The sequence below is a fragment of the Cytobacillus firmus NBRC 15306 genome (assembly GCF_001591465.1).
Classification (GTDB): domain Bacteria; phylum Bacillota; class Bacilli; order Bacillales; family Cytobacillaceae; genus Cytobacillus; species Cytobacillus firmus.
On sequence record NZ_BCUY01000056.1, the window covers coordinates 1 to 26,101 of the forward strand.

The window sequence follows — 26,101 nt, forward strand, 5'->3', positions numbered from 1 at the left end:
GATCCCCACTTATCCTCCTTTGATTCCTCAAAGTCTTGAAGTGGGGTCTTACTGCCCGTTAGACTGCGATAAAGTTAAACTTTTTATATATTATACAGAAACCAAAAAAAGAGTGTCAATATAGCGTCAGTCGGCCTTTTTTTCTTTTTTCTTTTCTTTTTCCGTCTCTTCTTCAGGGAGGTTAAAAATGATTTCGTTATTGTCAGATAGGTAATAATCCTTGCGGGCAAGCTTCGCGATATACTCATCATCATTCAGCTTAACAATTTCTTCTTCGAGCATAACTTCTTTTTTCTTCAGGTCAGAAAGCTCTTGATCCAGCCTGGTTTTCTCTTCCACTTTTTCTTCCAGAGCAGCAGACTGCGAAACGAGTGTTGTGATCATAAAAAATGAAACGACGGCTGCCAGTGTGAAAAATGCTGCTAATCTGCGAAATAAAAGCTTTTTCTTCCGGCCTGCACTGATCTCTGCTGCTTCCTGCTGTTTGACATAGCTGGTTTCCATTTTGGCTACATTTTTCTTCTTGGTGGCACTCACTTCCGCACTCCCTCCTTACTCTTTAGGTTTTTTCCACTTTGCTGTCCATTTTAAAACATAATTCTTTATCTGCTGTAAATATCCTGCCAATTTATTATATAACTTCTCGACTGTTTTTTTAATCTTTTTCGGCAAAAGTTTCCATAAAAGTGACAAAATCCATTTGACAGGCAGAAAAATGATATTCAAGGTGAACCAAAAGACTCGAAGTATGACTTTTAAAAGGGAATAAAGTCCTTTTCCAAGCATGACGGCAATCGCAATTAACGCCATAATCAGACCCTGGATGGGTTTATAGATGAGCAAAGTTAAGGTCTTCACGAAAAAGCGGTATATGGAGATCGCCATTCGGATGGATATCTCCAATACCCGCAGATACATTTTCTTAAATAAACTTTGATATGCGGCAAACCCGCACAGCAAAGCAATGAAGATATAAAACCTCAGTTCACCCTTATTCACTAGGAATAAAATATAGAAGATTGCCAGACCCTGTACGATCCAAAAAAGAATATCGTTAATGAAAACAAGCCAGCTTTTCCGCTTGGTCCTTTGCAGAAAACGATTATACGTATCAAGGGCAGCCCCAAATACACTTCCCATGCCAATCATCGCCAGCATGGTCACAAATTGAGTGGTCAGTGTCATCGGAACAACTTGCTAAAGAAACCTTTAGCCTTATCTCCATTCTGATCGTCAATATAAACAAGGTCAAATACCTTCCCTTTAATGGAAACAATTCCCTTGTCCACATCCAGATTCTTCATCTGCAGATTCTGCCCTCTAATCGCTAGGAAGCCCATCACCGTCTCCAGCAAAAACTCTTCATTATCAAAGCTTTCCACCTGTTTAACACCCGTGATATCAATCAGCCTTCTGCCTCTCATAATGACATCATGTTCCTGAGTATTGGTTTTGTTTGAATTTGACTCATAATATTGACTCATTATTCATCCCCCGCAATCACATAGTACAACCTTTTTGTACATGTTTATGAATGGGGGGATTAAAATAGAACAAGCCGGAATGAAAAGCGGGAGCTCATACGTCTTATGCTTCTGATTCCACTTTTTCTTCCTTCACAACGGAGTACATGCCGGCCGCTTCTTCCTTGCGGGTCGTTTCCTGCAGACGTTCAACCTTGACTGTTACCAGCTTCTGGCCGAAGCGGACTTGAAGCTCATCGCCCACTTTAACAGTGGAGCTTGCTTTTGCCTGCTGTCCGTTTATCGTGATCCTTCCCTGATCAGAGACCTCTTTTGCCAGTGTTCTTCTTTTAATAAGCCTTGATACTTTTAAAAATTTATCTAATCTCATTTAACGCCACTCCTCTATTAATAGCCTTTGGATTTTGCCTCATTCCAGAATTCATCGAGCTGTTCGAGCGTAAAGTCTTCAAATTTTCTGCCGCTCATCATTACCCGTTCTTCCACATACTTAAAACGGCGTATGAATTTTTCATTTGTTTTTCTCACAGCTTCTTCGGCATCGATTTTATAAAAACGTGCAATATTTACCAGAGCAAACAGGATATCGCCAAATTCCGGCTCCATCTCGGGGCTGAAGTCTGCGGCTTCTTTCTCGAATTCGGCAATCTCTTCTTTTACCTTCTCCCAGGCAGGCACAACTTCCTTCCAGTCAAAGCCTGCTTTTGCTGCTTTTTTCTGAATTTCAGCCGCTCTCATTAAGTTCGGGAATGATTTCGGGACAGAATCCATCATGGATTCCTGGTTGTCGCCCTTTTCTTCCTGCTTAATGCTCTGCCAATTTTTCAGGACATCTTCTTCATTTTCAGCCTGCACATCTCCAAAGACATGGGGATGGCGGCGGACCATTTTTTCGGAAAGGCCTTCAATCACATCATCAATGGCAAAATAGCCTTCATCCTCGCCGATTTGAGCATGAAGCATTACCTGGAGAAGGACATCGCCCAGTTCTTCCGTCATATGCTCGGTATCTTCATTATCAATCGCTTCAATCAGCTCATAGGCTTCTTCGATTAAATATTTCTTTAGTGATTCATGAGTTTGCTTTTTATCCCATGGACAGCCGTTTGGTCCGCGCAATTCAGCGATAATGCTGCGCAGCTTTGAAAAGTCTTTATAAAGGACAGCCTCATCTTTTACAGGGGGCACATATACGGAAGTTAAGTTATTCAGCTCCATATTATGATCCAATTCATGCAGCTGCACTTTTTTAATCACTTCTTCGCTGCTTCCGGCAGCTGTTACAATATAAACCTCGTAATCGTAAGGCAGCTTTTCCATCAATGTCAGCTTGACGTCACTCGCACTAAACTGATCATACACCTGTCCAATGATGACGTGCTGTGCCACCTGAATCTCATCCCTTTTCAGATCGGTTCCGTCCAGCAGCTGGAAACCTTCGATCGGATCGATCTTCATAGCCTGAAATAGAGGATCCAGGAAGCTTTGTCCTCCTCCGATCATAATCTCGATGCCTCTCTGCGGTCCATGCTCAAGGAGAAGCTGCACCGTACGCTCCGCAACGAGCGGATGTCCTGGAACTCCATATGTAATCTCTTTGGCAAGAGCTTCATTTAGGAGAAATTCACAAATCTCCTCATACACTTCTTCAAACTGCTCATGCTTTTCGTAAATATGATCAAAAGACTGATACGCCAGCCCTTCTTGTTCGAGATCACGAAGGACCGGATGCTCCTTTGTCCGCAGGTAAAGAGCCTCTGTATTTTTAAGCTGTCGATATACACCAAAAGGAAGCTGATCCAAATCTCCTGCTCCCAGTCCGAGAATGGTTATTTTTTTCATAAAGCGATTCATCTCCTAGTCTTTTTGGGAAGCAAAAACATGAGTTTGCTTCCAAGAGGCAGCAAAGCAAGCTCTTCCTCTTTAAAAGTATTGCCTTTAAACATGATATACAAATACGTTAAGCCTCCGAGCGCTACGCCGCTTACTGCCTGGAATCCGGCAAACGCTCTTCCCGGTTCCGGGATGGGCAGCAGTGCTGTCGCCTGCAGGTACAGCTGCAGAACAACTGACATCATAAGGGCTGCGAATCCAGCCGCAAATAGAAAGCGCAGTGAAATCAATGAAATTTTCAAGTATACCTGAAGCTTTACTATAAGAAGCATGAGGACGGCCCCAAGGGCTATGCATGATGCCACAGCTGCGCCGATTGTGCCGTATGATGGCACCAATAGCATATTCAGGGCAAGTTTTGCCGCAAACCCAAGGAGAATGGCTCCTGCCGGGAAAAAGATGAATCCCAGTCCCTGTAAAATGCCGGTGATGGTGATGATCAGGCTGCTCAGCAAAATGAGCAGACTGAGAATTGCCAGGACATCTGATCCTGATGAGTTTTCAAACAGCATAATATTTGCAGGCTTTATGATATTCCAGAGCCCAACGGTTGCGGCAGCTCCAACCAGAATGCCGATTTGCAGGGCTAGTCTGATTTTATTATGAAGGAATGCGGGCTGATTTTTCATTTTTTCTTTGGAAATGAGCGGAACCAGCGACAGGGACATGGATGTTGCCACGACAATGCCCAGCTGGACAATCGGCTGTCCGCGGTCATACACGCCTTTTAGCGCTTTCGCCTCTTCTCCTTCAATTCCGGATGCCAAGAGAAGCGAGTATAAATTAAACGAATCTGCCAGCTGAATGAAAATAAGCACCAGACTGCTGATGCAGATAGCAAATCCCTGTATGATAATCGTTTTGGCCAGCTTGCCGCCTTGTTTAAAATCGATTGAAATGGCGGGAGGCAGGTTTTTTCTTTCGTTTATATAAAAAAAGGTAATTAAAATCAGGATGGCGATGATTCCGCCGGTAATGGCCCCGAACAGGGCCCCGCCTCCCACCATGTAGAGGGAATTCCCTCCTTTAACCAGCACATAAGCGGCAAGCAGGATCGTGATGACCCTGACAAGCTGTTCTCCTACCTGGGAAACAGCGGTTGGAACCATATCCCCTTTCCCTTGAAAATACCCCCGGAAAAGGGACAGAATTGGAAAAAGAAGAAACACGGCTGCCACCACTCTGAGCAGAATTGCCAGCTGCGGATCACCCATCCTGGCAGCCAGCCAGTCCGAACCCCAATACAGGATGGAAAACCCGATAAAACCTATTATGGACAGAACCATGGCTGAAACGGCAAATAAATTTTGAATATCCTGCTCTTTCTTTAAAGCAGCCTTCTCGGCATAAAGCTTAGAAATAATGACCGGAAACCCGTATGTAGATAACACAATGATGATTCCATAGAACGGATAAACCTGCTGATATATATAAAACCCTACATCCCCGACAATATTTTGAAAGGGGACCCGGTAAATTGCGCTTAAGATTTTTGTAATCAGGGCAGCGATCGTCAGGATAAACGCACCTCTAAACAAATCGCCGGATGTCTGAACGGGCCTCAGGTTGCCCATCTCCTTCCAAATGAATTCGAAAGTATTATAGCATATTGGGGCTTTGTGCGGGATTTTTCGGTTGTGCGCGGATTTATGCTGGTTGCGCTCGCTTCTCTTTGGTTTGCGCGCCAAAGAAAAAAGGCAGCATTCCGCTACCCCTTTCATTAAGTATTCATTTTTATGATTCCATTTGTCTGGCCAGGAAGCCTGCTGCCGTTTCAACTGCTTTTTGTTCCACGTCGCCAAGTGAATCTTCTTTTGCAAAAATGATAACTGCACCAATTGGGTCGCCGTTTGCAATGATTGGGCCAATTGTATAAGCCGAGGAAGATTCAGTGTTCCCGTCAACAAGCGAAATATCGCCTGACTGGTTAACCAGGACAGAACTGCGTTCTTCCATTGTTTTTTCAACAAGATCGCTTATATTCTTGTTTAAGTAATCCTTTTTAGAACCGCCTGCAACAGCAATGTAAGTATCTCTGTCACAGATTAACACTGGATTTCCCAGGCTGTCATATAATGCTTCTGCATATTCTTTTGCAAAATCGCTCAGTTCACTGATTGGTGAATATTTCTTTAAGATGACTTCTCCATCACGATCTACGAAAATCTCCAGCGGGTCCCCCTCACGAATACGCAATGTTCTGCGGATTTCTTTAGGAATGACTACACGACCCAAATCATCGATACGACGAACTATACCTGTTGCTTTCATCCAACGTTGCCTCACTTTCATCTGATGATTTTTAGAAAAGCGGAAGCGCCTTGCTCAGCCCCGACAAGCATAAGACGAATCACGCAGGAAATCCTGATTTCTGGAGTGATTTGGCTTATGACTCGAGGGGCTAGGCGCTGGAGCTAGACCATTCTCACTTCAGCGCAGCACTTGCTCTTTCCTCTTCTGGCTATGCTCCATAATTGGGAGAAAATGAATGCATCGCCATGTTTGAACTTAGTATCTTTCATATGGAAAGTTATATACGTGCACAAAAACTTTTTCTCATAGATGTTATTCATTCCATTTACGGATAAACATTCCAAATAGTCCTTCACTTAAAAATACCCTTGTCAGAACGAGATAAACATTTCTAATATTTCATTTTTTTGACAGGAGTGTGTCCATGAATTACGCAGTTGGATGTTCTTGTTCCTTTTTAGCTTCCTGCATTCCTTTAATCACTTCATAGGCAATGTTAAGCCATTCATTGGTTTTGATGCCTTTAATATGGAGGACTGCTTTCAGCTTCTTTCCATCCATGCCCAGGCCGATCATACGGCCGTATTTGCTGGTAATCTGGAAAATCTTCTGTCCGTCTATATGTTCGCTGGCCTTTTCAGATAAAAGAATCAGCACTTCCTGTTTGGATTGCTTAACTGTCTCGACTCCTGCCAGTTCACCGTAAGCTTTCATTTCGGCAATCTGAAATAAATACCCTACCTCATCCGGATATTCGCCAAAACGGTCAATCATTTCATCCTGAAGCTCTTCTACATCTTCAAGAGATGAAATGCCGCGGAATCGCTTATACATTTCAATTTTCTGATGGCCATCAGACAAGTAGAAATCAGGAATATAGGCATCAACATCCAGATCGATTTCAATTTTAGCCGGCTTTTCCTCGATGCCATCCAGCTTATCTTTCCGTTCTTCAATCGCTTCTTTAAGCATTTGCGAATACAGATCAAAACCGACGGAGTCGATAAATCCATGCTGTTCGGCTCCAAGCAGATTGCCGGCGCCCCTGATGGATAAATCACGCATGGCAATTTTGAAGCCTGAACCAAGCTCCGTAAATTCCTTTATGGCCTGAAGCCGCTTTTCAGCTACTTCTGTTAATACTTTATCTTTTCGATAAGTAAAATACGCGTAGGCAACCCTGTTGGAGCGGCCAACCCGGCCCCTAAGCTGATAAAGCTGGGACAGACCCATTTTGTCTGCATCATGGACAATCAGCGTGTTGACATTTGGAATATCTACGCCTGTTTCAATAATTGTTGTGCTGACAAGAACATCGGACTCGCCTTCAAGGAAGCTTAACATAACAGATTCTAACTCATTTTCCGTCATTTTCCCATGGGCATATGTTACCCTTGCATCTGGAACCAGCATGGATATTTCCTCGGTTTTTCGTTCTATATCCTCCACCCGGTTATATAGAAAATAGACCTGTCCATCCCTCGCCAGTTCCCTTTCAATGGCTTCACGAACCAGCGCACCGTTGTATTCCATCACATAAGTCTGAACCGGGAATCGGTTTTCAGGCGGTGTTTCAATAACAGAAAGGTCCCTGACGCCCAGCATTGACATATGAAGGGTTCTCGGGATTGGCGTGGCTGTCAGAGTAAGGACATCCACATTGGTCTTAAGCTGCTTGATCTTTTCTTTATGTGTCACGCCAAAGCGCTGCTCTTCATCAATAATGAGCAGGCCTAAATCTCTATACTGGATATCTTTTGATAAAATCCGGTGTGTGCCGACAACTACGTCAATAGTCCCTGCCTTTAAGCCCTTAAGTGTTTCGGTCTGCTGTTTTTTCGTTCTGAACCTGCTTAATAGCCCAATTTCGATCGGGTAATCCTGGAATCGTTCTCTCATCGTTTCATAATGCTGCTGAGCCAGGATGGTCGTCGGAACGAGGATGGCGACCTGTTTTCCATCTGCAATTGCCTTAAAGGCAGCACGGATGGCCACTTCGGTTTTCCCATAGCCCACATCTCCGCATAATAAGCGGTCCATCGGGCGCTCCCTCTCCATATCCTTCTTAATTTCATGGATGGAGCGGATCTGGTCCTCTGTTTCCTGGTAAGGGAAGGTCGCTTCAAACTCTCTTTGCATATCGCCATCCGGATTGAAGGCAAATCCTTTTGATGCCTCGCGCTCTGCATAAAGCTTGATCAGATCATCCGCAATATCCTGAACAGATGATTGAACCTTCTTCTTAACCCGCTTCCAGTCGTTTCCGCCCAGCTTATAAATTTTAGGCTCTTTTGCTTCGGAGCCGACATATTTCTGGACAAGATCAATCTGCTCCACCGGCACATACAGCTTGTCGCTGCCCTGGTAGCGGATATGAAGATAATCTTTATGGACTCCGTTAATTTCAAGGGTTTCAATCCCCAGGTATTTTCCGATCCCGTGATTGACGTGAACGACATAGTCCCCAACCTTCAGTTCGGAATAGCTTTTGATTCTTTCTGCATTTGAAAGCTTTTGTCTGCGTGCTTTCTTTTTCGTGCGTTTGTTAAAAAGCTCTTCTTCCGTAATAACGGCCAGCTTTTGGCCTGGAAGCTCAAAGCCAGTCTGCAGACTGCCCTCTGTAATTTGGATTTTCCCTGTTAAAACCGGACCCTTCTCACTCACAAAAGCCGCTTCAATCTCGTAGTCTTCAAGCACTCTTTGCAGCTTTTTGATCCGCTCTTCATCCGGGCCGAGGAATACGACCGAATATTTGCCTTTTTTCCATCTGTCCAGCTCGCTTTTCAGCACATGCATCTGTCCATGGAAATTCTGCATCTGTTTGCAGGTGACATTAATGATGTTTTGCGGATTGGTATTCGGTACATGTCTCAGGAACAGCGACATATAGGTAATCGGATGCCTGGAGCGGTGCAGAAACTCCTTTAAGGTGTGGGATACCTTCACATCATGAATGATCTGGCCCTCGCCTAATAGGCTTGTATACCACTCAGCCTCTTCCTTATCAAGGGAGTCATTCATTTCCTGCACACGGCTGATTTCATCAATGAAAATTAAGCCATTGGCAGGGAGATAGTCTACTAAACTACTTCCTTCCTCAAAGGCAAACGAAAGGTATTTGAAAAGCTGTTCAGGCTTGTTCCCCATACGCAGCTGTTCTAATTCGCAGCCAACATTCTGGGCCAGCTGTGTTTTCGCTTTATCGTCTTTCAGTTTTTTCAGGCTTGATCCCAAACCTTTTTCCAGTTTTTCAATTATGGTCTGGAAGTGTTCTGAATCAAGAGGGATTTCGGTTGCTGGTCCAATCGAAATCTCGCTTAATTTTTCTTTTGATCTCTGATCCTCCAAAGAAAAAGTCCGGATCGAATCCACTTCCGTATCAAACAGCTCAATCCTTACCGGATCTGCTTCAGTCAATGGATAGATATCAATGATTCCGCCCCTGACACTGAATTCTCCAGGCGAAGAAACCATCTCAGAACGGACATAGCCCATTTGAACAAATCTTTTTAATTGATCATCAGTCAAATCATCGCCTATTTTTAAAGACAGCTGGTATTTTTGCCAGTGGCTTGGAGGCGGAAGAATTTTTCTTAGCCCGGCCATCGGGACAATCATGATTCCTGTCTTATGTGTACTCCAATAATTTAAAGCCTCAATCCGCTGGGCCTTTAACTCTGGACTGGCAATCCCCATTTCAGCTGCGATCAATTCATTGGCAGGATACAAAAACACTTCCGAATCTCCTGTCAGATTGACGATATCGTCATATAGCTTCTGTGCCTGCAGAAGGTTGTGCGTTACAACAAGCATCGGCCTTCCCGATTGCTCATAAATGGAAGACAAAAACAAGGTGCGTGCCGATCCTGATAAACCGGCAAGCATCTGCTCCCTCAGTCCTTCCTCTATGCCAGACAAGATGGAACTAACATCATCCTGACGGCTGATAATCTCTTTAAGACCAAACATGAAAGCCCCTCCTATAACGAAAAGCGCAAGCGCCTTGATCATCCCGACAAGCCCCTCTAGGGGGCAGGCGCTGGAGCTAGACAGTTCTCAAAGTTCAATATTTCATTTGTTTTATAAAAGCGCTCTGGCAGTTCAACCGCCAAAAAGCAGATGTCGCCCCAGGCCCCATTGAGCCAGAAAACAGACAGTCTGCAAAAACCCATTTTTCCTATCATTAATCTTACTAAAAAAAATAAGGAGGCAGCAAGAAACTATAGAACGGTTTCTATCAAATATAATAATGCCTCAAAGCAGAAATAGAAAAACGCTTTGGATTGCCTCCAAAGCTTGTTAATGAATAATAAAGTCCTGCTGATGATAATCCGGATTGCGTTCCAGTGATTCCTGGCAATCCTCACAGATCGCTCTTACATGCATATCTCCTGATTGATCATAAGAGATCATCTCCTGGCGTTCCTGATCGTTTAGCTTATGGAAGCCAAGCTGCTCTGAGTAAACAGAGCTGTTCTCTATTGAACCAATCTTTGTTCCGCAATGACGGCAATGATAATGAATAGCCATGCCTGTCCCTCCCATTAAACTGTCCATGATTCTAGTATGGACCCCGGGCAGGGAACTTATTCACGCATCCGGTGCTGCCGCCGATGATGAGATACATTATTCTATGATAAGATTAATAAAATATGAAGATTATTGATTAAAATCGTTCATGACCTGTAAAAATGGTTTTCTGAACCACTCCTCACAGGCATCTGCGCACTTTTTAGCTGTTTCGTCCATGATGGCCTGTTCCTCTTTCGTGAAGCGGCCGAGCACATAGTCCGGCACCTTCATGCCGCTTGGCGGACGGTCGATGCCGACTCGGATTCTGTTAAATTCCTGTGTGCCCAGATGTGCGATTGTCGACTTGATCCCATTATGGCCGCCTGCGCTCCCTTTTTGGCGGAGCCTAATCTTGCCCACAGGAAGATCCAGATCATCATAGATGACCACAAGCTCATCATCATTAATCTCGAAATAATCCATAACAGCACGGATGGACTCTCCGGACAAATTCATATATGTAAGAGGCTTAAGCAGGAATACTTTTTCTCCGTTCACATAGCCTGCGCCAAATACACCTTTCAGCTTGGCCTGATTCAGAGGAATATTCAGCCGGTCCGATAAAACATCAATCACATCAAAGCCAATATTGTGCCTCGTTTGATCATACTGCTTGCCGGGATTCCCCAGCCCTACAATTAATTTCATTTTCTCACCCCATATTAGAAAAGCGCAGGTGCGCCCTCGAATTACCTGGCGTGTGCGCTGACTTCATCTATTCTCTCTTTTATTATAGTAGAAAGTGTGTGGTTCGGTAAGAAGATTCTGTTTGGAGGTTGCTGGTTCGGACTCCGCGGGCTCTTTTTTCGCTCTCTTGTCCGAAGCTAGGTTGGGTTCAGACTCTAAACTCCTTTTTTCCGCTTCCTCTGTCTGAAGTTGGGCCCGGTTCGGACTCTAACAACACTTTTTCCGCTTCCTCTGTCCGAAGCTGCCCCAGGCTGTCCAAAGGCGGGCCAATTCAAGCTCATTTCAACGCCAGGCAAACAGGGGCTTGCCATATTGCAAAGCCCCTGTAAGAATAGCGTCTCCCGAGCTTATTCTTCGCCTGTTTTATCTTCATCTGCTGTTGTTTCTCTGCCTTCTTCATTTTCAGGTGTGCCTGCTTCCTGTTCTTCACCGCTGTTGATTTCTTCTTCCTGCCTTGGAGGAAGGATGGAAGCGATAACCTCGTCTTCTTCATTGTTTATTTCATAGCCGCGATTTGCTTTGATATCCGCGACTGTCAGGGTCTCATTTACCTGGAGGTTCGTTACATCCACTTCAACAGAGGATGGAATATTATTTGGTGTCGCTGTGACTGAGACTTCGTGCATAGATTGCTGCATAACGCCTCCATCCTTCACTCCTGCTGCATCTCCAGTTAAGACAACTCGTACATCAGCCGTCATTTCCTTATTCATGTCTACCGCAAGAAAGTCGGCATGGACGATTTCATTTTTAATCGGATTGGATTGGTAGTCACTAAGCACCACTTCATGCTTGCTGCCATCCACATCCAATGAAAAGACACCATTTCTGCCTACTTCCTTTATCGTCTTCAGAAAATCGGCTTCGCTTAAGTAGATCGATTTGCTTTGCAGCTTTGAACCATACACAACGGCCGGAATATTCCCTTCCCTGCGCAGTGAAGTTAAGTTAGAGTTGCGTGAACCTTTTCTTTCTTTTGCCTGCAATACAGCTGTCATAAAAACGTCCCCTTCCTCATTAAAAAAATTAGTCTTGTCTATATAAAAAAATGCCCTAAAATGAGGAAGTCTAAACGTTTTTGTTTTTGCAGCCTATTATTTTTTGGAGGAAACGCAGATCAGGCTTGCTTTGCAGCAAGCCTGGATAGTAATTATTTTACCGATCAATCAAACAGAGTGCTGACAGATTGCTCTTCATGAACCCGGATGATTGCTTCACCGATTAGCGGTGCTACGGAAAGTTCGACAATCTTGTCTGTTTTCTTCTCTTCAGGAAGAGTGATTGAGTTTGTTACAACCAATTCTTTGATGGTTGAGTTTTCAATTCTTTCGATGGCAGGTCCGGATAAAACCGGGTGTGTACAGCATGCATAAACTTCTGATGCACCGTTTTCGATCAGGGCATTTGCTGCTAATGTAATCGTTCCGGCAGTATCTATGATATCGTCGATTAAGATGGCCGTTTTTCCATCGATGTTCCCTACAATGTTCATGACTTCAGCCACATTTGGTCTTGGACGGCGCTTGTCAATGATGGCAATCGGCGCTTTTAAGCGGTCAGCCATTTTACGCGCACGTGTTACGCCGCCGTGGTCCGGTGACACGATTACGATGTCGCCATCCATCATTTTGTTCTTAAAGTAATCAGAAAGGATTGGCACACCCATTAAATGATCGATAGGTATATCGAAGAATCCTTGAATTTGCGGCGCATGCAGGTCAAGTGTAATCACACGGGTTGCACCAGCAGTTTCCAAAAGGTTTGCTGCAAGCTTAGCTGTAATCGGCTCACGCGCTCTTGCCTTGCGGTCCTGGCGGGCATAGCCATAGTAAGGCATTACGATGTTGATGGTCTTGGCAGATGCACGCTTAAGAGCATCAATCATGATCAAAAGCTCCATTAAATGCTCATTGACAGGAGAGCTTGTAGACTGGATCACATACACATCGCACCCGCGGATGCTTTCTTCAATGTTAATTTGGATTTCGCCATCGCTGAAGCGCGTTACGGAACATTTACCAAGCTCCACACCAATCACATTGGCGATTTCTGCAGCTAGCTTGCGGTTTGAATTTAAACTGAACACCTTTAAATTTGGATCTAAATACTGGTTTGACATTTTGGGCCTCCATCGATTTATTTCTTACAAATAGAAAGTTCGGTTTATTTCTTAATGTTTAATTTTTGCGTGTAGTTTTCCTTGTTCACCTGGCGTGCACGGGCAATGGAAAGGGCTTCTCCCGGCACATCTTCTGTAATCGTTGAGCCTGCTGCCACATAAGCACCTTCCCCAATCGTTACCGGTGCCACGAGATTGGAGTTGCATCCAATGAATACACCGTCTTCGATTTTGGTCAGGTACTTATTTTTGCCGTCATAATTAACAGTGATTGAGCCGCAGCCCAGGTTAACATCCTTGCCTACTTCTGCATCGCCAATATAGCTCAGGTGAGAGGCTTTGCTTCCTTTTCCGAAAACAGACTTCTTCACTTCAACAAAGTTGCCGATTTTCACTTCATCATGAATATCTGATCGCGGACGAATGTGAGCAAACGGCCCAATATTCACTTGTGAACCGATATGGCTGTCATGCGCTGCAGACTGGCGGATCACCGTACCTTCCCCAATATGGCAATCAGAAATCTCCGTATGAGGCCCGATCACACATTCAGACCCGATGATGGTATTGCCGGAAATGATGGTTCCAGGGTAAAGAACTGTATCAGAGCCAATTTTTACATCCGCACCAATATATGTGTTTGACGGATCGATAATGGTCACGCCGTTACGCATATGTTCTTCATTAATCCGCTGTTTCATGAATGATTCTGCCTGGGATAAGGCTACACGGTCATTGACACCCAGAGTTTCGCCAAAATCAGCCGTCTGGTAAGCTGTAACGACCTCTCCCTCATTTTTCAGGATCTCAATTACATCCGGAAGGTAATATTCGCCCTGCACATTATCATTTGTTACTTTGTTCAAGGCTTCAAACAAAGCCTTATTATCAAAGCAATAGGTTCCAGTATTGATTTCTTTTATCTTGCGTTCTTCGTCGGAAGCATCTTTCTGTTCAACGATTTTTTCAACCATCCCCATTTCATTGCGGATTACGCGTCCATATCCGAATGGGTTTTCCGCATGAGCTGTTAAAATAGTCGCTTTGGCAGAAAGCTCTTCATGATGCTTGAAAAGCGCTTCCATCGTTTCATGCCTGATGAGCGGTGTATCTCCGCAGACTACGATCGTCACACCCTCTTTGCCTTCAAGCATTTCGCGGGCCTGCATAACCGCATGAGCGGTGCCCAGCTGCTCCTCCTGAAGAGCATATTGGCTGCTTGAGCCAAGCTGCTGCTCCACCATTTCCGCTCCGTGTCCAGTAATCGTGACAATTTCTTTTATGTTAAGCTTTGTAACTTGATCAACAACATGTTGAACCATCGGTTTGCCGCATACAGGGTGAAGGACTTTGTATAGCTTTGACTTCATTCTTGTCCCCTGGCCTGCGGCTAAAATAACCGCGTATCGATTAGACATTTACAGGCCTCCATTTTAACCTTTTTATCCATAACGAATATATCTTAAATGGGCTCTTATTTCAAGAATTGATGACAAAGTACATATATTTGTCATTACCATTAGCGGTATTTTCTGAAGAAATGGTTTATTTTTTTCACAGAAAGGGTAATTGACAAAAAGAAAAAAGCCCTAAGCACCGCCTTCACCAGGGGCCTTAGAGCTTGATTTTTCCACAATTGAAATAAAAAAGAGCCTTACTTATGAAGTAGGCCCTTGTTGATTTATTTTCTTAGGAAGCACCGGCTTCTTCAAATTCCACTTCTAATTCACCTAAACGGTGGTACTCGGCTAATACAGCCTCCTGGATTTTACCGCGCGTTCCTGAATTGATTGGGTGCGCGATATCTCTAAACTCCCCATCCGGAGTACGTTTGCTGGGCATGGCTACAAATAAGCCATTATTTCCATCAATCACACGAATATCATGAACAACAAATTCATGATCCAGCGTAATAGATGCGATTGCCCTCATTCGTCCATCCGTGTTAACGCGGCGTAATCTTACGTCTGTCACTTCCATTCTGTTCACCACCTTTTCGAGAAGATATAATCCTTAATTGTATAAATTCAACATATTTCCTGAATCTCCTTCTTTCACAAAAAATATTTTTTGAATATTTTGTTCAAAGCTTTTTCCAAATAAAAAACGCCCGTCACATGAACGAGCGAGTAAATTGCGGTTATTTATTTTACAAGAGCCACCACTTCAATTTCAACCAATGCATCCTTTGGCAGGCGTGCCACTTCCACACACGAGCGTGCAGGCTTGTGTGTGCTGAAATATTCCCCATACACTTCATTGATGGCTGCAAACTCATTCATGTCCTTGATAAATACCGTTGCCTTTACCACGGTATCTAATGACGCGCCAGCTTCTTCAAGCACTGCCTGAAGGTTTTTAAATACCTGATGTGTCTGTTCTTTTACATCCCCATCCACCATAACGCCTTCTGCTGTAAGCGGAATTTGCCCTGAGCTGTAGAATAGGTTATTTACGGTGATCCCCTGAGAATAGGGTCCAATTGCTGCCGGTGCCTGATTCGTTTGAATGACTTTCATGAAATCTCCCCCTAAAAAATATGATTATTTTTTAAAATAGTTGCCTTCACTCACATTGATTTTCTTTTCCCTCACATCAACATTAGATAGACGCACAAGAGAAAGGTACTCATCAACCAGCCGTTCTTCTGCTTTTTCTGCCTCGACAAGGACAGCAATGCCCGCAAGGTTTGCTTTGAATTCTTCCAGCATGCTGACCATGCCATTAACCGTTCCGCCGGCTTTCATAAAATCGTCAATGATCAAGACATTGGATCCCTCTGCCAGGCTTCTTTTCGAAAGTACCATGGTTTGAATCCGCTTGGCCGAGCCTGACACATAGTTAATGCTTACCGTGGATCCTTCTGTCACCTTGCTGTCACGTCTTACGATGACAACGGGCACATTGAGATAATTTGCGGCAGCATATGCAAGCGGAATCCCTTTTGTTGCTACCGTCATGACCACATCAACGGGTTTATCCGCAAAGGCTGAGGCAAAAAGCCTGCCTGCACGCTGGACAATTAAAGGATCACCGAGAATGTCAGTCATATAGAGATAACCCCCGGGAAGAAGCCTTTCGGGGCTTGCAATTAAGCTGCAAAGCTCGTCTACAAATGGCCGGGCTTCATCATCGGTTACTTTAACATGGAACTTGACGCCGCCTGCTGCTCCGGAAACGGTCTGCAGTGTGCCTATTCCCCTTTGCTCAAATGTTTCTTTGATGATGGCGAGATCTTCACTGATCGAAGACTTGGCAGAACCATACCTTTCTGAAAAGAAAGTTAAGGATACCAGCTGACGCGGATGGTTCAATAAATAATTGGTCATATCTATCAACCGTTCGCTTCTGCGAAATTTCATTGTGGAACCCCCATTTAAATCCGAATATTTTAACGATAATATACCACTAATATACGGATTTAATCAAGCTTATGTCTTTCTCCGAGCATTCTTACCGCAAAAACCTGGTCGCAAAACCCTCTAAGGCCATTATAAATCCGATGCATCCTTGAATCATGATGCACAAGCCCAAACACGGTTGGTCCGCTGCCGCTCATCAGGACAGCATCCGCACCAAATCGCTTCATCTGGTCTTTTATTTGCAGGACCTCGGGGTGCATATTCAGTGTGACATCCTCGAGAACATTTCCCATGTTCCGGCAGACATCTTCATAGCAGCCCGAATTGATCGCTTCGATCATTCCTTCTGTATTTGGATGCTGCACCTGCTCTACATCCAGTCTCCTGTATACATCCGCTGTCGATACCCCGATGAACGGCTTAGCAAGTATGACCCAGCAGGTTGGAGGAGCAGGAAGCTCCTGAATTCTCTCTCCTCTTCCTGTAGCTATTGCAGTGCCTCCGTATACGCAAAAAGAAACATCAGAACCAATCTCCGTCCCTATTTCAGCAAGCTCATCCAATGAAAGCCCCAAATCCCACAGCTTGTTAAGACCTCTGAGAGCCGCTGCTGCATCACTGCTTCCGCCGGCAAGTCCAGCCGCAACAGGAATCATTTTTTCTATTGTAATGGACACACCTTTTTTTACTTGAAACCGTTCTTTAAGAAGGTGTGCAGCCTGATATGCCAGATTCCGCTGATCATCCGGAACAAAACGGTTATGAGAGATAATCCTGATCTCGTCTTTATCTAAAAGTGTTAATTCCAGGCGGTCTGCCAAATCAATCGTTGTCATTATCATTTTCACTTCATGATAGCCATCTTCCCGTTTATGTAAAACATCCAATGATAAATTGATTTTAGCAGGCGCCTTAACCATGACCTTCAACATTTCCACCTACTTCTTTCCTTTGAATCGGACTCCTGTCCAGCTCCACAAGCGAAGCGCTTTGCCCTGCCGGTTCCTTTCGAAGGGAAAGCCATACCTTCATTCAGTATTGACTTTATTTTAATCGGCAATAAGCGGCGGCTTAATGCTTTTCTCATAGAGCGTCTCCATTTTTTGTCCTATTTTACCACAAAGTAAACATAAAAGCTCAGGTGTCCTGGAATATAGAAGCTTTCGCTATTAGACAGAAGAAATGCCGAGGCATAAGCCTCGGCAGACGCAGTGCATATTAATGCTTAAACATATTCTGTGCGAATGCTATTTGTTAAGAAGGTTCTGCTGTGCGATTTCGATGGCCCGCTTAACCATATTGCCGGCATCTTTCGCACGGATGCCGCCCCAGCCTTCCTTTTGGACCACATCATAAAAGCCAAGCTCTTTTGCAATTTCTTCTTTTAAACCATCTGACATAACGCCGCGTCTTCTGCCCAACATTAACATCCCCTTTCGCACTGCGGTAGGTATAGTATGTGAGGGGTGTGCTATTTTATGAAAAAAGGCAAACAAAAAGCAGTAAACAATTTGTTCACCGCCCGCTGTCATATATATGATTAGCTTAAAGCAACCTGTCCTGATGTATCTTCATAGAATGTAATTTGAACCGTTTCTGTTAAAACATCTGCATAGCTGTAAGATACCCGTTCAAATGCATTTTCATCCTGATCTAACTCAATCACAAATACTGAAGGATACGTTTCGGCCAGAACTCCTGAGCGTTCAATGGTCTTTCTGCGCCCGCCATTTGCTTTTAGCAGGAGCCTTTTCCCAAGATTTGAATCAAGAGCTTTTTTAATATCTGATAATGTTTTTGCCATTCGGTCCACCTCACTATGTTAAGTATATCACACTGACACATTACTGTCAAACAAAAATATAAATTATAACAGTGTTTAAAATTAAATGTCAATATGTTTTGTTCTACTTTTTCTTCTAATTTTCAACAATTTTAGGATTGCCTTAATTGGAAAAGATTATGTATAGTTTTTAGAAAGCTTATAAGCTTGCCGTTCATTGCCTGGGAAATAGACGATGCCCCGGCGCGAAATTCCTCGAAAAATGCTAAATATCTTATTAGAAACAAACATAAAAAACAAGCCGCTATATCATAAAACGGCCCGCTCATTAAGATTCATTTAATTCATCGTCATTGTATGGCATTCCTGTTCTCAGTACTCCCCGGGTTTCAATTCCTCCAAGTCCCTTTTCACCTGTTAGTGTATTTCTTAAGATATCCCATAAATTTATTCTTTCCATAAATGGAGTAAGGCTGACTTTTGCAACAATGTATACAGGGTCAAGGGCATGAATGTTCACTCTGGAAGGAGAACTGGCAAAATTGGCTCCAGCGTGGATCAGTGATTCGAAATGTGACTGGCATGCTCCGGCAAAAATGACAAGCTGATCAAGGTGCGGTACTTTTTTGCGTGCTTCCCTTACTGCCTGCACAAATTCTCTGGAGTGCCTGTAAGCATTGATATCGGATTTTTTCCCTTTTGCCTTTGAATAAGCATCATGGCCTGTTACAACGAGGATATCCGGCCTGTAATGATCGATGAGCTGTCCGATTTTCATCGGCATTTCCTTTTCATTGCAATGGATCCCTGTTACGGGTATGCCTATTTTTTCATACACACTCAAGCATTTTTTTAAATAAGAAGGATCTCCATCCAGATGAAGCACCCTGCCTGGTATCTGAAAATAGTTAAGTGTCTTGCTGTACCCATCTGTCACTTCATACTCCTGCTTCTCCCTCAAGAGAGCCACATCCTGCCTGAATAGCTGGAAGGACTGTTCCTCAAGTGACCTGAACTCCTGTTCGAACTTCATTCGCTGCGCCTGGTTGATGACGATTAAATCCTCACAGGGAGCATCCGCAACAAGACGGATATCCTCTCCGAATAATATGGCAATTTTTTTGCCGCCCTGTTCTTTAATATCAATGACACGGAATAAAATATCACAATGATACGAAATTCTTCCGACGATATCCATCGTATTTATAGTCAATGTCGTCACTCCAATTTCCCGAGGGTTAACACGGGCTGCCTCTAAGCTCTTGTTTGTGATTTTATTTATGTCATAAATTATGCATTGGACTATGAACATGTGCGTAGAAAAGGCGGTTTGGGAAGATAGGCGTGCGGGCGAAAAAAAAGCCCGCTGGCTATTCAGCAGACTTGGTCTATTATGAAAAATGGGGCAGCAGGGCATCGCTCAATCGGGCAAATTCTTCGATGGATAGAGTTTCCCCTCTTCTGCCAGGCTCGATATTGGCTTGTTCGAGAGCGGAGAGGATTTGTTCCTTTTTCTGTTTTCCTTCGGGAAGCTGGCTTGTTAAGTTATTCAGCAGCGTCTTGCGCCTTTGGGCAAAGCTTGCTTTTGTCACCCGGAAAAAGAAGGATTCACTTTTGACCGCCACAGCAGGCTCTTTGCGCTTTGTGAGTTTAATGACGGCAGAATCCACATTCGGCTGTGGCACAAAAACCGTCTTCGGCACGATCATGGCCGTTTCAGCCTCTGTATAGTACTGGACAGCAATGGAAAGGGAACCGTACTCTTTCGTGCCTGGACGGGCCGAAATTCTGTCTGCCACCTCTTTTTGGAGCATACAGACGATGCCCCGGATCGGAAGCTTGTCTTCGAGCAGCTTCATGATGATCGGGGTTGTCACATAATATGGAAGGTTAGCTACAACCATTATATCGTCAAAGCCTTCAAATTCCCGTTCAATCGCCGTCTTTACATCTGCCTTTAATACATCTTCATTAAGGATGGATACATGGGGATATGGCGATAGAGTTTCCTTTAAAATGGGAAGCAGCCGCTGGTCGATTTCAAAAGCCAGCACCTTTTTGCTTCTCCGGGCCAGCTGTTCAGTCAGTGCCCCAATTCCCGGACCGATTTCGATGGCGCCCGACTCCTCCGTTAAATCTGCATGGTCAACAATCCTCCGGAGGATATTCGAATCGATCAAAAAGTTCTGTCCCAGGCTTTTCTTAAAAGAAAATCCGTATTTATCCAAAATCGCCCGTGTTCTGGCTGGTGTTGCAATATCTTTATGCATTTTGTTCCTCCTTGCGAATAGCTTCGATTGCCTCAGCAAAATCCTTCTGGCTAATCTGAAACATCATTAAGCGTTTATGAAGCTGCTTGCCGTTTGTGTAGCCGATTTTAAGGAGTCTGCCAAGCTTTTCTCTTCTTTCCTTGGCACCTTCCCCGCCAATCAGGCCTGCAGTGACCAGGTCTTCCTGGGTAATGGTTTCTTCATAGGTTTCCTGCATAACCTGGGCGTCCTTTAATGCCTGGCGGATCATTTCCGGCGATGCATGCTCAACCCCCACTCCTCTGCCATGCTTGTGGAGCGCATCCGCTTTTTCTATAAAAGCATGCTTGCATCCGGGAACTTCATTGGTGATCGTATTCCGGATTTTTTGTCCGGGAAAGTCCGGATCTGTGAACACGATGACCCCTCTTGTCTTCTGGGCAAGCTTTATTTTTTCAATGGTTACCCCATTAATGGCAGATCCATTCGTTTCAATTGTATCGGCATCCAGCGCCCTCTTGATCGCCGCTGTATCATCCTTGCCTTCTACAACAATAATTTCCTTTATTTTCATGGTTCCTCCTAAGAAAAGCATAAGCGTCTTGCTCCCCCGGCTCCTCGAGGGGGGCAGGCTGTTTGCGCTAGACAGTTATCGATGTTCATTATTAAAAACTTCTATTCAAGTAAAAAAATATTAAAAAATTGAAAAAAACTTGAAACATTTCTGTAATGTAATTCGTCTAAATAGATGTAAGAAGAATATATTTATAAAGAATAGTTCTTATTATATATGAACCGGCGCGAAAATGAAAAATGTTATCCATTAACCTTCTCTGCAATGAAATAAAAAATGCAGGGGAAGCCCCTGCATCATAATATTTAATTCAATATTTTAATTTTTACAGTTTTCCTTCCCCACTTGTAAGCTTCTGATTTGGAGGAGAAGAATACATCGATTTTGTTTCCTTTAATCGCGCCGCCTGTATCAGCTGCAACGGCATAGCCATAGCCTTCCACATAGACCTTCGTTCCAAGGGGAATGACACTTGGATCAACCGCTATGACCTTAGCACCCGGATTGGCACGCAGGTCCAAGCCGGTAGCGGTTTTGCCTGAGCATCCGCTGCAATTGGCAGTATAGGCAGTTGACGATACATATATTTCTTTACCGCTTGCCTTGCTGCTTGTTCCGCGGGAAACGACCTGTGTTGCTGCAGCCACCTTTGTTCCGACAGCAACGACTTTATCCTGCTTCTCTTTCACTTGCTTTTCACTGATCAGCTTTCTGGAAATTTCTTTGCCATTCTCCAGGACGACTTCATACTCTTTCGTCTTAAGGCCTTTCTTTCCAGCATTCATCACTTTTTCAGTGCCCTTAGTCAAGCTATTATCCTTCTTTGTCACAACTGCGAAATTAATTGGTTCTTCCACTACATCGGTGACTTTTTCAACTCGAATGACTTTTATTTTGTCATTGGCTTTGACTGTCTCTTCCAACTTTGGTTCAACGCGGTCTAAATCATTGATCTTGATTCCCTGCTGTGATAAAAAGTCAGCGACCGTAGTCGAAGTTGACCAAACCTGCTTCTCTTTGCCGCCATTATTCAGCGTTAAAGCGAATGCCTTCTCTACTTGAATTTCCAAGTTGTTTTTAATTGTATCCTCTGGCTTTGGCTGAACCTTATCATGTTCAGTCAGCGTAATATTCTGTTCTTTTAAAACGTCCCCGACCGTCTTTGCAGCCGTCCAAATCGTTTTCTTCTCGTTATCTGTTACAACTTTCACCTGTTTAGCCGGTTCATAGACAACTTTTGTATTGTCCTTCACCTCTGTGTTTACCGAGGGAAACACATAATCTTCTGAGCGGAGTGAAATATCTAGATCATCGAATATATCTTGAATCGTTGCAGCATGTGTTTTGATGACTTTCTCTTGGCCGTCTATTGTCAGTGCTACTGTTTTCTTTGTCGTTTCATATGCAATGAAACCGCAGGCAGCAGCAAAAACTACTAAACTAGCAGAAAAAATGGCCAATTTCTTTTTACTCAAAGACTTGGATAACAGGTTTTTCATGTTTTGAATCACGATGAAAAACGCCTCCTTTTCTCTCGGAGTGATTATATAGAGTATCTTGCCGACTGTCAACTCTTTCAATTTTCCAGCTTCCGAAAGGCTGGAAGAATGCAGGCATTGAGCTTTTTTGCCTGTATTCTTAGAACTGCACTCTATCTCTATGTATGAATGATAGTTCCCTTCTATGCATGCCTTCTTGCAAATGTCCTGTTTTCAGTCATGCTTGCCTTGGATTTATACTTTTCCACATCCATGTGAAAATTCCTCCTTTTTCTGATTTAGGAAATTTTCACATCTGGAAATCCTTTGTTTTCCGGCTGACCAGACGCTCAGCAATCGGGAGCGATTTTCGGAATTCCCCTCAAGACTTCAGGCTTCCGGCCCTCATCTTTCACTCTCCCCAATCAGCAGCAAACGCCCTCCGTTCGATCAGCAGGGGTGCTAAAACAGCACCTTTTTCTAATTGTCCAGCTAACTTTTTTCTAGTAATTGGCAAGCACTTCCGTAAACGTATTTCCTATTATGCAAAAAAACCGGATGAAAGGAAAGAGAGACTTATCGACATGGTTATCCTATGAGAAGAAGGAGACATGTAGAACTTTTTAGAATTAGAAAAAATTTGGACAAGTTCCCACAGGCTTCGACAAAATGAGCTATCAGTTTATGCCGAATAATTTTTTTGCATTTTCAGTGGTTGCCTGTGCAACTTCTTCTGTTGAAAGTCCTTTTATTTCTGCAATCTGCTCTGCTACCAATTTGACATAGCTGGGTTCATTCCGTTTTCCTCTGTGTGGATGAGGGGTCAGATATGGGCAGTCTGTTTCAATCAATAGCTTTTCAAGCGGAATAACATCTGCTACTTCCTTTGGTTTTTTTGCGTTTTTGAAGGTCACCGGACCGCCAAGGGAAATGTAAAAATTCATATCCACACACTCTTGGGCAATTTCCGGGCTGCCACTGAAGCAATGCATGATTCCGCCTACTTCTCCCGCGCCTTCTTCCTTGAGGATTTCGACTATATCGGCTGTAGCGTCACGGTTATGGATGACGATGGGAAGCTTGACTTTTTTCGCCAGACGGATCTGCTTTCGGAAGACTTCCTGCTGAATATCCTTCGGGGACTTGTCCCAATAATAATCCAGACCCATTTCTCCCAGTGCCACCACTTTTGGATGACTGGAAAGCTCTTCAATCCATTGTAAATCTTCCTCTGTCATATCGATGGCATCCACCGGATGCCAGCCCACACTGGCGTAGATGAAATCGTATTTCTCAGTCAGCTCCATCGCTTTTTCAATAGTTGGACGGTCAAACCCAACGACTACAATGTTGGAAATTCCTTCACTAAGGGCCCGGTCGATCACCTCTTGTAAATCTTCGTTATATTGTTCGGCATTAAGATGAGCGTGTGTGTCGAAAAACATCAAAAAACTCCTTTTCCTTCATATTATTTTTCTATTACTATTATGTCAGTGGTGTAACAAAATGACTTTTCTGCCAAAATGGTTCCAATTAGATAAACCAACCAGAAATTACTTTCCAAGAATAATTTTTCCCAAAAATAAAAAACATAGAAATGCTTACGGTATACGCTTAACACTTCTATGTTTTTATGTTTAACAGGAAAAATAAATAATATTATTTTACCCTTGCACCTAGTGGAAGAGATTCAGCAATTGTGGCAAGTGAAAGTTCGCCGTCTTTTCCTCCTGCTAAAATCATTCCTTCTGAAAGCTCGCCGCGAAGTTTAACAGGCTTTAAATTGGTTACACAGATGACTTTTCTGCCGACCAGTTCTTCCGGCTTATAGAATTTAGCAATTCCGGAAACGACCTGGCGTTTTTCATAGCCAAGATCCAGCTGTAATTTCAGAAGCTTATCAGCTTTTTTCACCGGTTCTGCCCCAATGACCTGGGCCACTCTTAAATCGACCTTCATAAAGTCATCGATTGAGATTTCCTCGCTATCCGGCTTTTCCTCTGCTTTTGCTTCGGGCTTCGCTTCTTCTTTAGGAGCAGCAGATCCCTGCATTTTTGTTTTAATGAACTCAACTTCTTCTGTAATATCCAGGCGAGGGAAAATTGGTTCTCCCTTTAATACCTTTGTGCCTTCAGGAATCAGGCCGAATGTCTCAAGACTTTCCCAGGATGTTAATGCTTCTTCATTTACATTAAGCTGTGTGAAGATTTCCTTCGGCGTATGTGTCAGGAATGGCTGCAGAAGCACCGCGATTCTGCGCAGGGATTCCGCTAGATGCGCCATTACACTTGCAAGCTCTTCCCTCTTCTCTTCCTCTTTGGCCAGAGTCCAAGGCTGTGTTTCATCTATATATTTATTCGTTCTGCTGACAAGCTGCCACACGGAAGATAAGGCAACAGAGAACTCCATTTTTTCCATTGCTTCCTCATATTTGAAAACCGTCTCACGGTTCATTTGCAGCAGTTGCTGGTCGAACTCTCCGTCTGAATCTTCATATGCCGGAATGACACCGTCAAAGTATTTATTCACCATCGCAATCGTACGGTTTAAAAGGTTGCCTAAATCGTTGGCAAGATCAAAGTTGATTCTTTCCACAAAACCTTCCGGTGTAAATACTCCGTCTGCGCCGAATGGCACTTCGCGAAGCAGGTAATAGCGCAGTGCATCCAGGCCATAACGGTTAATAAGGGTAACAGGATCCACTACATTTCCCTTCGATTTGGACATTTTACCGTCCTTCATCAAAAGCCATCCATGAGCAAATACCTTTTTCGGCAGAGGCACATCCAAAGCCATCAGCATGATTGGCCAGTAAATCGTATGGAAGCGCACAATTTCTTTTCCAACCAGGTGAACATCTGCAGGCCAGTAGTTCAGATACTTGGAATCATCATCGGTTCCATAGCCAAGCGCTGTGATGTAATTCGATAGTGCATCAATCCATACATACACAACATGCTTTGGATTATTCGGCACTTTTACTCCCCAGTCAAAAGTGGTCCTGGATACCGCCAAATCCTCAAGGCCCGGTTTAATGAAGTTATTGATCATTTCATTCTTTCGGGACTCAGGCTGTATGAAAGATGGATTTTCTTCATAATACTGCAGAAGTCTGTCAGCGTATTTGCTTACCTTAAAGAAATAGGATTCTTCTTTTACTTTATGAACGGGACGTCCGCAGTCAGGGCAGTTTCCATCTACAAGCTGGCGTTCTGTGTAATAAGACTCACATGGTGTACAGTACCAGCCTTCATATTCACCAAGGTAGATATCGCCCTGTTCTACAAGCTGGGCGAAGATTTTTTCTACGATCTGCTTATGTCTGTCCTGAGTAGTACGGATAAAGTCATCATAGGAAATATCAAGCTTCTTCCAGAGATCCTGGATGCCGGCGACAATTTCATCTACGTACTGCTGCGGTGTTACCCCTTTTTCTGCTGCCTTTTCCTGAATCTTCTGTCCATGTTCATCCGTTCCTGTCAGGTACATAACGTCAAAGCCGCGCATGCGCTTGTAGCGCGCCATTGCATCACCGGCAACAGTTGTATAGGCATGCCCTATATGTAAATTTCCGCTAGGATAATAAATTGGAGTGGTTAAATAAAACGTCTTTAATTTGTCCTCCACAAGATTCCCTCCCTCATTTT

At 43.8% G+C, this 26,101-nt stretch carries 25 protein-coding genes; all 25 read right to left on the reverse strand.

Features of this window, described 5'->3' with window-relative positions; all coding sequences use genetic code 11:
* Window positions 1-126: 126 nt before the first annotated feature.
* The 25 genes from BFI01S_RS14955 to metG all read right to left on the reverse strand — a co-directional run bounded on the left by BFI01S_RS14955 (window position 127) and on the right by metG (window position 26,081).
* Window positions 127-537 carry an FtsB family cell division protein gene (locus BFI01S_RS14955; RefSeq protein WP_061793334.1) on the reverse strand — a complete coding sequence of 137 codons (411 nt, stop codon included), beginning with the start codon at window positions 535-537 and terminating at the stop codon, window positions 127-129.
* 15 nt (window positions 538-552) lie between these two features.
* Window positions 553-1,185: a spore cortex biosynthesis protein YabQ gene (gene yabQ / locus BFI01S_RS14960; RefSeq protein ID WP_061793335.1), complete on the reverse strand. Its 633-nt coding sequence runs from the start codon at window positions 1,183-1,185 to the stop codon at window positions 553-555.
* On the reverse strand, window positions 1,182-1,484 hold the full coding sequence (gene yabP / locus BFI01S_RS14965; protein WP_048009792.1) for a sporulation protein YabP: 303 nt from the start codon (window positions 1,482-1,484) through the stop codon (window positions 1,182-1,184). The genes yabQ and yabP overlap by 4 nt, the downstream gene beginning before the upstream one ends.
* A gap of 103 nt (window positions 1,485-1,587) precedes the next feature.
* Window positions 1,588-1,854, reverse strand: a complete 267-nt coding sequence (locus tag BFI01S_RS14970) for an RNA-binding S4 domain-containing protein (RefSeq protein WP_048009791.1) — start codon at window positions 1,852-1,854, stop codon at window positions 1,588-1,590.
* A 17-nt stretch (window positions 1,855-1,871) separates the two neighbouring features.
* Window positions 1,872-3,326 carry a bifunctional methyltransferase/pyrophosphohydrolase YabN gene (yabN, locus tag BFI01S_RS14975; RefSeq protein ID WP_061793336.1) on the reverse strand — a complete coding sequence of 485 codons (1,455 nt, stop codon included), beginning with the start codon at window positions 3,324-3,326 and terminating at the stop codon, window positions 1,872-1,874.
* Between the two features lie 8 nt (window positions 3,327-3,334).
* Window positions 3,335-4,942 carry a putative polysaccharide biosynthesis protein gene (locus BFI01S_RS14980; RefSeq protein WP_061793348.1) on the reverse strand — a complete coding sequence of 536 codons (1,608 nt, stop codon included), beginning with the start codon at window positions 4,940-4,942 and terminating at the stop codon, window positions 3,335-3,337.
* Window positions 4,943-5,111: 169 nt separating this feature from the next.
* The gene (gene spoVT / locus BFI01S_RS14985) at window positions 5,112-5,648 is read right to left on the reverse strand and encodes a stage V sporulation protein T (RefSeq protein WP_009336655.1); all 537 of its coding nucleotides are present in this window, start codon (window positions 5,646-5,648) and stop codon (window positions 5,112-5,114) included.
* A gap of 411 nt (window positions 5,649-6,059) precedes the next feature.
* A complete protein-coding gene (gene mfd, locus BFI01S_RS14990) occupies window positions 6,060-9,599 on the reverse strand; it encodes a transcription-repair coupling factor (RefSeq protein ID WP_061793337.1) in 3,540 nt (1,179 codons plus the stop codon).
* 330 nt (window positions 9,600-9,929) lie between these two features.
* Window positions 9,930-10,160, reverse strand: coding sequence for an anti-sigma-F factor Fin (gene fin, locus BFI01S_RS14995; protein ID WP_048009787.1), 231 nt, complete (start codon window positions 10,158-10,160; stop codon window positions 9,930-9,932).
* Between the two features lie 129 nt (window positions 10,161-10,289).
* The gene (pth, locus tag BFI01S_RS15000) at window positions 10,290-10,850 is read right to left on the reverse strand and encodes an aminoacyl-tRNA hydrolase (protein WP_061793338.1); all 561 of its coding nucleotides are present in this window, start codon (window positions 10,848-10,850) and stop codon (window positions 10,290-10,292) included.
* A gap of 386 nt (window positions 10,851-11,236) precedes the next feature.
* The gene (locus BFI01S_RS15005) at window positions 11,237-11,887 is read right to left on the reverse strand and encodes a 50S ribosomal protein L25/general stress protein Ctc (RefSeq protein WP_061793339.1); all 651 of its coding nucleotides are present in this window, start codon (window positions 11,885-11,887) and stop codon (window positions 11,237-11,239) included.
* Between the two features lie 164 nt (window positions 11,888-12,051).
* Window positions 12,052-13,008: a ribose-phosphate diphosphokinase gene (locus BFI01S_RS15010; RefSeq protein WP_035332965.1), complete on the reverse strand. Its 957-nt coding sequence runs from the start codon at window positions 13,006-13,008 to the stop codon at window positions 12,052-12,054.
* 44 nt (window positions 13,009-13,052) lie between these two features.
* A complete protein-coding gene (gene glmU, locus BFI01S_RS15015; RefSeq protein WP_061793340.1) occupies window positions 13,053-14,426 on the reverse strand; it encodes a bifunctional UDP-N-acetylglucosamine diphosphorylase/glucosamine-1-phosphate N-acetyltransferase GlmU in 1,374 nt (457 codons plus the stop codon).
* Window positions 14,427-14,697: 271 nt separating this feature from the next.
* The gene (gene spoVG / locus BFI01S_RS15020; protein WP_009336662.1) at window positions 14,698-14,988 is read right to left on the reverse strand and encodes a septation regulator SpoVG; all 291 of its coding nucleotides are present in this window, start codon (window positions 14,986-14,988) and stop codon (window positions 14,698-14,700) included.
* Between the two features lie 164 nt (window positions 14,989-15,152).
* Window positions 15,153-15,527 carry a 2-iminobutanoate/2-iminopropanoate deaminase gene (gene ridA, locus BFI01S_RS15025; protein WP_061793341.1) on the reverse strand — a complete coding sequence of 125 codons (375 nt, stop codon included), beginning with the start codon at window positions 15,525-15,527 and terminating at the stop codon, window positions 15,153-15,155.
* 24 nt (window positions 15,528-15,551) lie between these two features.
* Window positions 15,552-16,370 (reverse strand): pur operon repressor, encoded by an 819-nt coding sequence (gene purR / locus BFI01S_RS15030; RefSeq protein ID WP_061793342.1) that lies wholly within the window; start codon window positions 16,368-16,370, stop codon window positions 15,552-15,554.
* 59 nt (window positions 16,371-16,429) lie between these two features.
* Entirely contained in the window at window positions 16,430-17,299 is an 870-nt protein-coding gene (gene ispE / locus BFI01S_RS15035) for a 4-(cytidine 5'-diphospho)-2-C-methyl-D-erythritol kinase (RefSeq protein ID WP_061793343.1), read from the reverse strand.
* Window positions 17,300-17,617: 318 nt separating this feature from the next.
* On the reverse strand, window positions 17,618-17,791 hold the full coding sequence (locus BFI01S_RS15040; protein WP_026041722.1) for a small, acid-soluble spore protein, alpha/beta type: 174 nt from the start codon (window positions 17,789-17,791) through the stop codon (window positions 17,618-17,620).
* A 119-nt stretch (window positions 17,792-17,910) separates the two neighbouring features.
* Window positions 17,911-18,174: a biofilm formation stimulator Veg gene (gene veg / locus BFI01S_RS15045; RefSeq protein ID WP_009336667.1), complete on the reverse strand. Its 264-nt coding sequence runs from the start codon at window positions 18,172-18,174 to the stop codon at window positions 17,911-17,913.
* A gap of 307 nt (window positions 18,175-18,481) precedes the next feature.
* On the reverse strand, window positions 18,482-19,366 hold the full coding sequence (yabG, locus tag BFI01S_RS15050) for a sporulation peptidase YabG (RefSeq protein WP_061793344.1): 885 nt from the start codon (window positions 19,364-19,366) through the stop codon (window positions 18,482-18,484).
* A gap of 178 nt (window positions 19,367-19,544) precedes the next feature.
* Window positions 19,545-20,423 carry a 16S rRNA (adenine(1518)-N(6)/adenine(1519)-N(6))-dimethyltransferase RsmA gene (gene rsmA / locus BFI01S_RS15055; RefSeq protein ID WP_061793345.1) on the reverse strand — a complete coding sequence of 293 codons (879 nt, stop codon included), beginning with the start codon at window positions 20,421-20,423 and terminating at the stop codon, window positions 19,545-19,547.
* Window positions 20,416-20,976, reverse strand: coding sequence for a ribonuclease M5 (gene rnmV / locus BFI01S_RS15060; protein ID WP_035332988.1), 561 nt, complete (start codon window positions 20,974-20,976; stop codon window positions 20,416-20,418). The genes rsmA and rnmV overlap by 8 nt, the downstream gene beginning before the upstream one ends.
* A 305-nt stretch (window positions 20,977-21,281) precedes the next feature.
* Window positions 21,282-22,475: a G5 and 3D domain-containing protein gene (locus tag BFI01S_RS15065; RefSeq protein ID WP_061793349.1), complete on the reverse strand. Its 1,194-nt coding sequence runs from the start codon at window positions 22,473-22,475 to the stop codon at window positions 21,282-21,284.
* 656 nt (window positions 22,476-23,131) lie between these two features.
* Entirely contained in the window at window positions 23,132-23,899 is a 768-nt protein-coding gene (locus tag BFI01S_RS15070) for a TatD family hydrolase (RefSeq protein ID WP_061793346.1), read from the reverse strand.
* A 214-nt stretch (window positions 23,900-24,113) separates the two neighbouring features.
* Window positions 24,114-26,081: a methionine--tRNA ligase gene (gene metG / locus BFI01S_RS15075; RefSeq protein WP_061793347.1), complete on the reverse strand. Its 1,968-nt coding sequence runs from the start codon at window positions 26,079-26,081 to the stop codon at window positions 24,114-24,116.
* Window positions 26,082-26,101: the final 20 nt, after the last annotated feature.

Excerpts from the sequence above, each read along its gene's own strand:
- fin (WP_048009787.1), bottom strand. The coding sequence starts at position 10,160 with ATGGCTATTCATTATCATTGCCGTCATTGCGGAACAAAGATTGGTTCA.
- yabN (WP_061793336.1), bottom strand. The coding sequence starts at position 3,326 with ATGAAAAAAATAACCATTCTCGGACTGGGAGCAGGAGATTTGGATCAG.
- yabP (WP_048009792.1), bottom strand. The coding sequence starts at position 1,484 with ATGAGTCAATATTATGAGTCAAATTCAAACAAAACCAATACTCAGGAA.
- BFI01S_RS15070 (WP_061793346.1), bottom strand. The coding sequence starts at position 23,899 with ATGTTTTTCGACACACACGCTCATCTTAATGCCGAACAATATAACGAA.
- rnmV (WP_035332988.1), bottom strand. The coding sequence starts at position 20,976 with ATGAAAATAAAGGAAATTATTGTTGTAGAAGGCAAGGATGATACAGCG.
- spoVG (WP_009336662.1), bottom strand. The coding sequence starts at position 14,988 with ATGGAAGTGACAGACGTAAGATTACGCCGCGTTAACACGGATGGACGA.
- pth (WP_061793338.1), bottom strand. The coding sequence starts at position 10,850 with ATGAAATTAATTGTAGGGCTGGGGAATCCCGGCAAGCAGTATGATCAA.
- rsmA (WP_061793345.1), bottom strand. The coding sequence starts at position 20,423 with ATGCATAAAGATATTGCAACACCAGCCAGAACACGGGCGATTTTGGAT.
- BFI01S_RS15005 (WP_061793339.1), bottom strand. The coding sequence starts at position 11,887 with ATGACAGCTGTATTGCAGGCAAAAGAAAGAAAAGGTTCACGCAACTCT.
- mfd (WP_061793337.1), bottom strand. The coding sequence starts at position 9,599 with ATGTTTGGTCTTAAAGAGATTATCAGCCGTCAGGATGATGTTAGTTCC.
- ridA (WP_061793341.1), bottom strand. The coding sequence starts at position 15,527 with ATGAAAGTCATTCAAACGAATCAGGCACCGGCAGCAATTGGACCCTAT.
- yabQ (WP_061793335.1), bottom strand. The coding sequence starts at position 1,185 with ATGACACTGACCACTCAATTTGTGACCATGCTGGCGATGATTGGCATG.
- purR (WP_061793342.1), bottom strand. The coding sequence starts at position 16,370 with ATGAAATTTCGCAGAAGCGAACGGTTGATAGATATGACCAATTATTTA.
- spoVT (WP_009336655.1), bottom strand. The coding sequence starts at position 5,648 with ATGAAAGCAACAGGTATAGTTCGTCGTATCGATGATTTGGGTCGTGTA.
- BFI01S_RS15010 (WP_035332965.1), bottom strand. The coding sequence starts at position 13,008 with ATGTCAAACCAGTATTTAGATCCAAATTTAAAGGTGTTCAGTTTAAAT.
- veg (WP_009336667.1), bottom strand. The coding sequence starts at position 18,174 with ATGGCAAAAACATTATCAGATATTAAAAAAGCTCTTGATTCAAATCTT.
- BFI01S_RS14970 (WP_048009791.1), bottom strand. The coding sequence starts at position 1,854 with ATGAGATTAGATAAATTTTTAAAAGTATCAAGGCTTATTAAAAGAAGA.
- glmU (WP_061793340.1), bottom strand. The coding sequence starts at position 14,426 with ATGTCTAATCGATACGCGGTTATTTTAGCCGCAGGCCAGGGGACAAGA.
- BFI01S_RS15065 (WP_061793349.1), bottom strand. The coding sequence starts at position 22,475 with ATGAAAAACCTGTTATCCAAGTCTTTGAGTAAAAAGAAATTGGCCATT.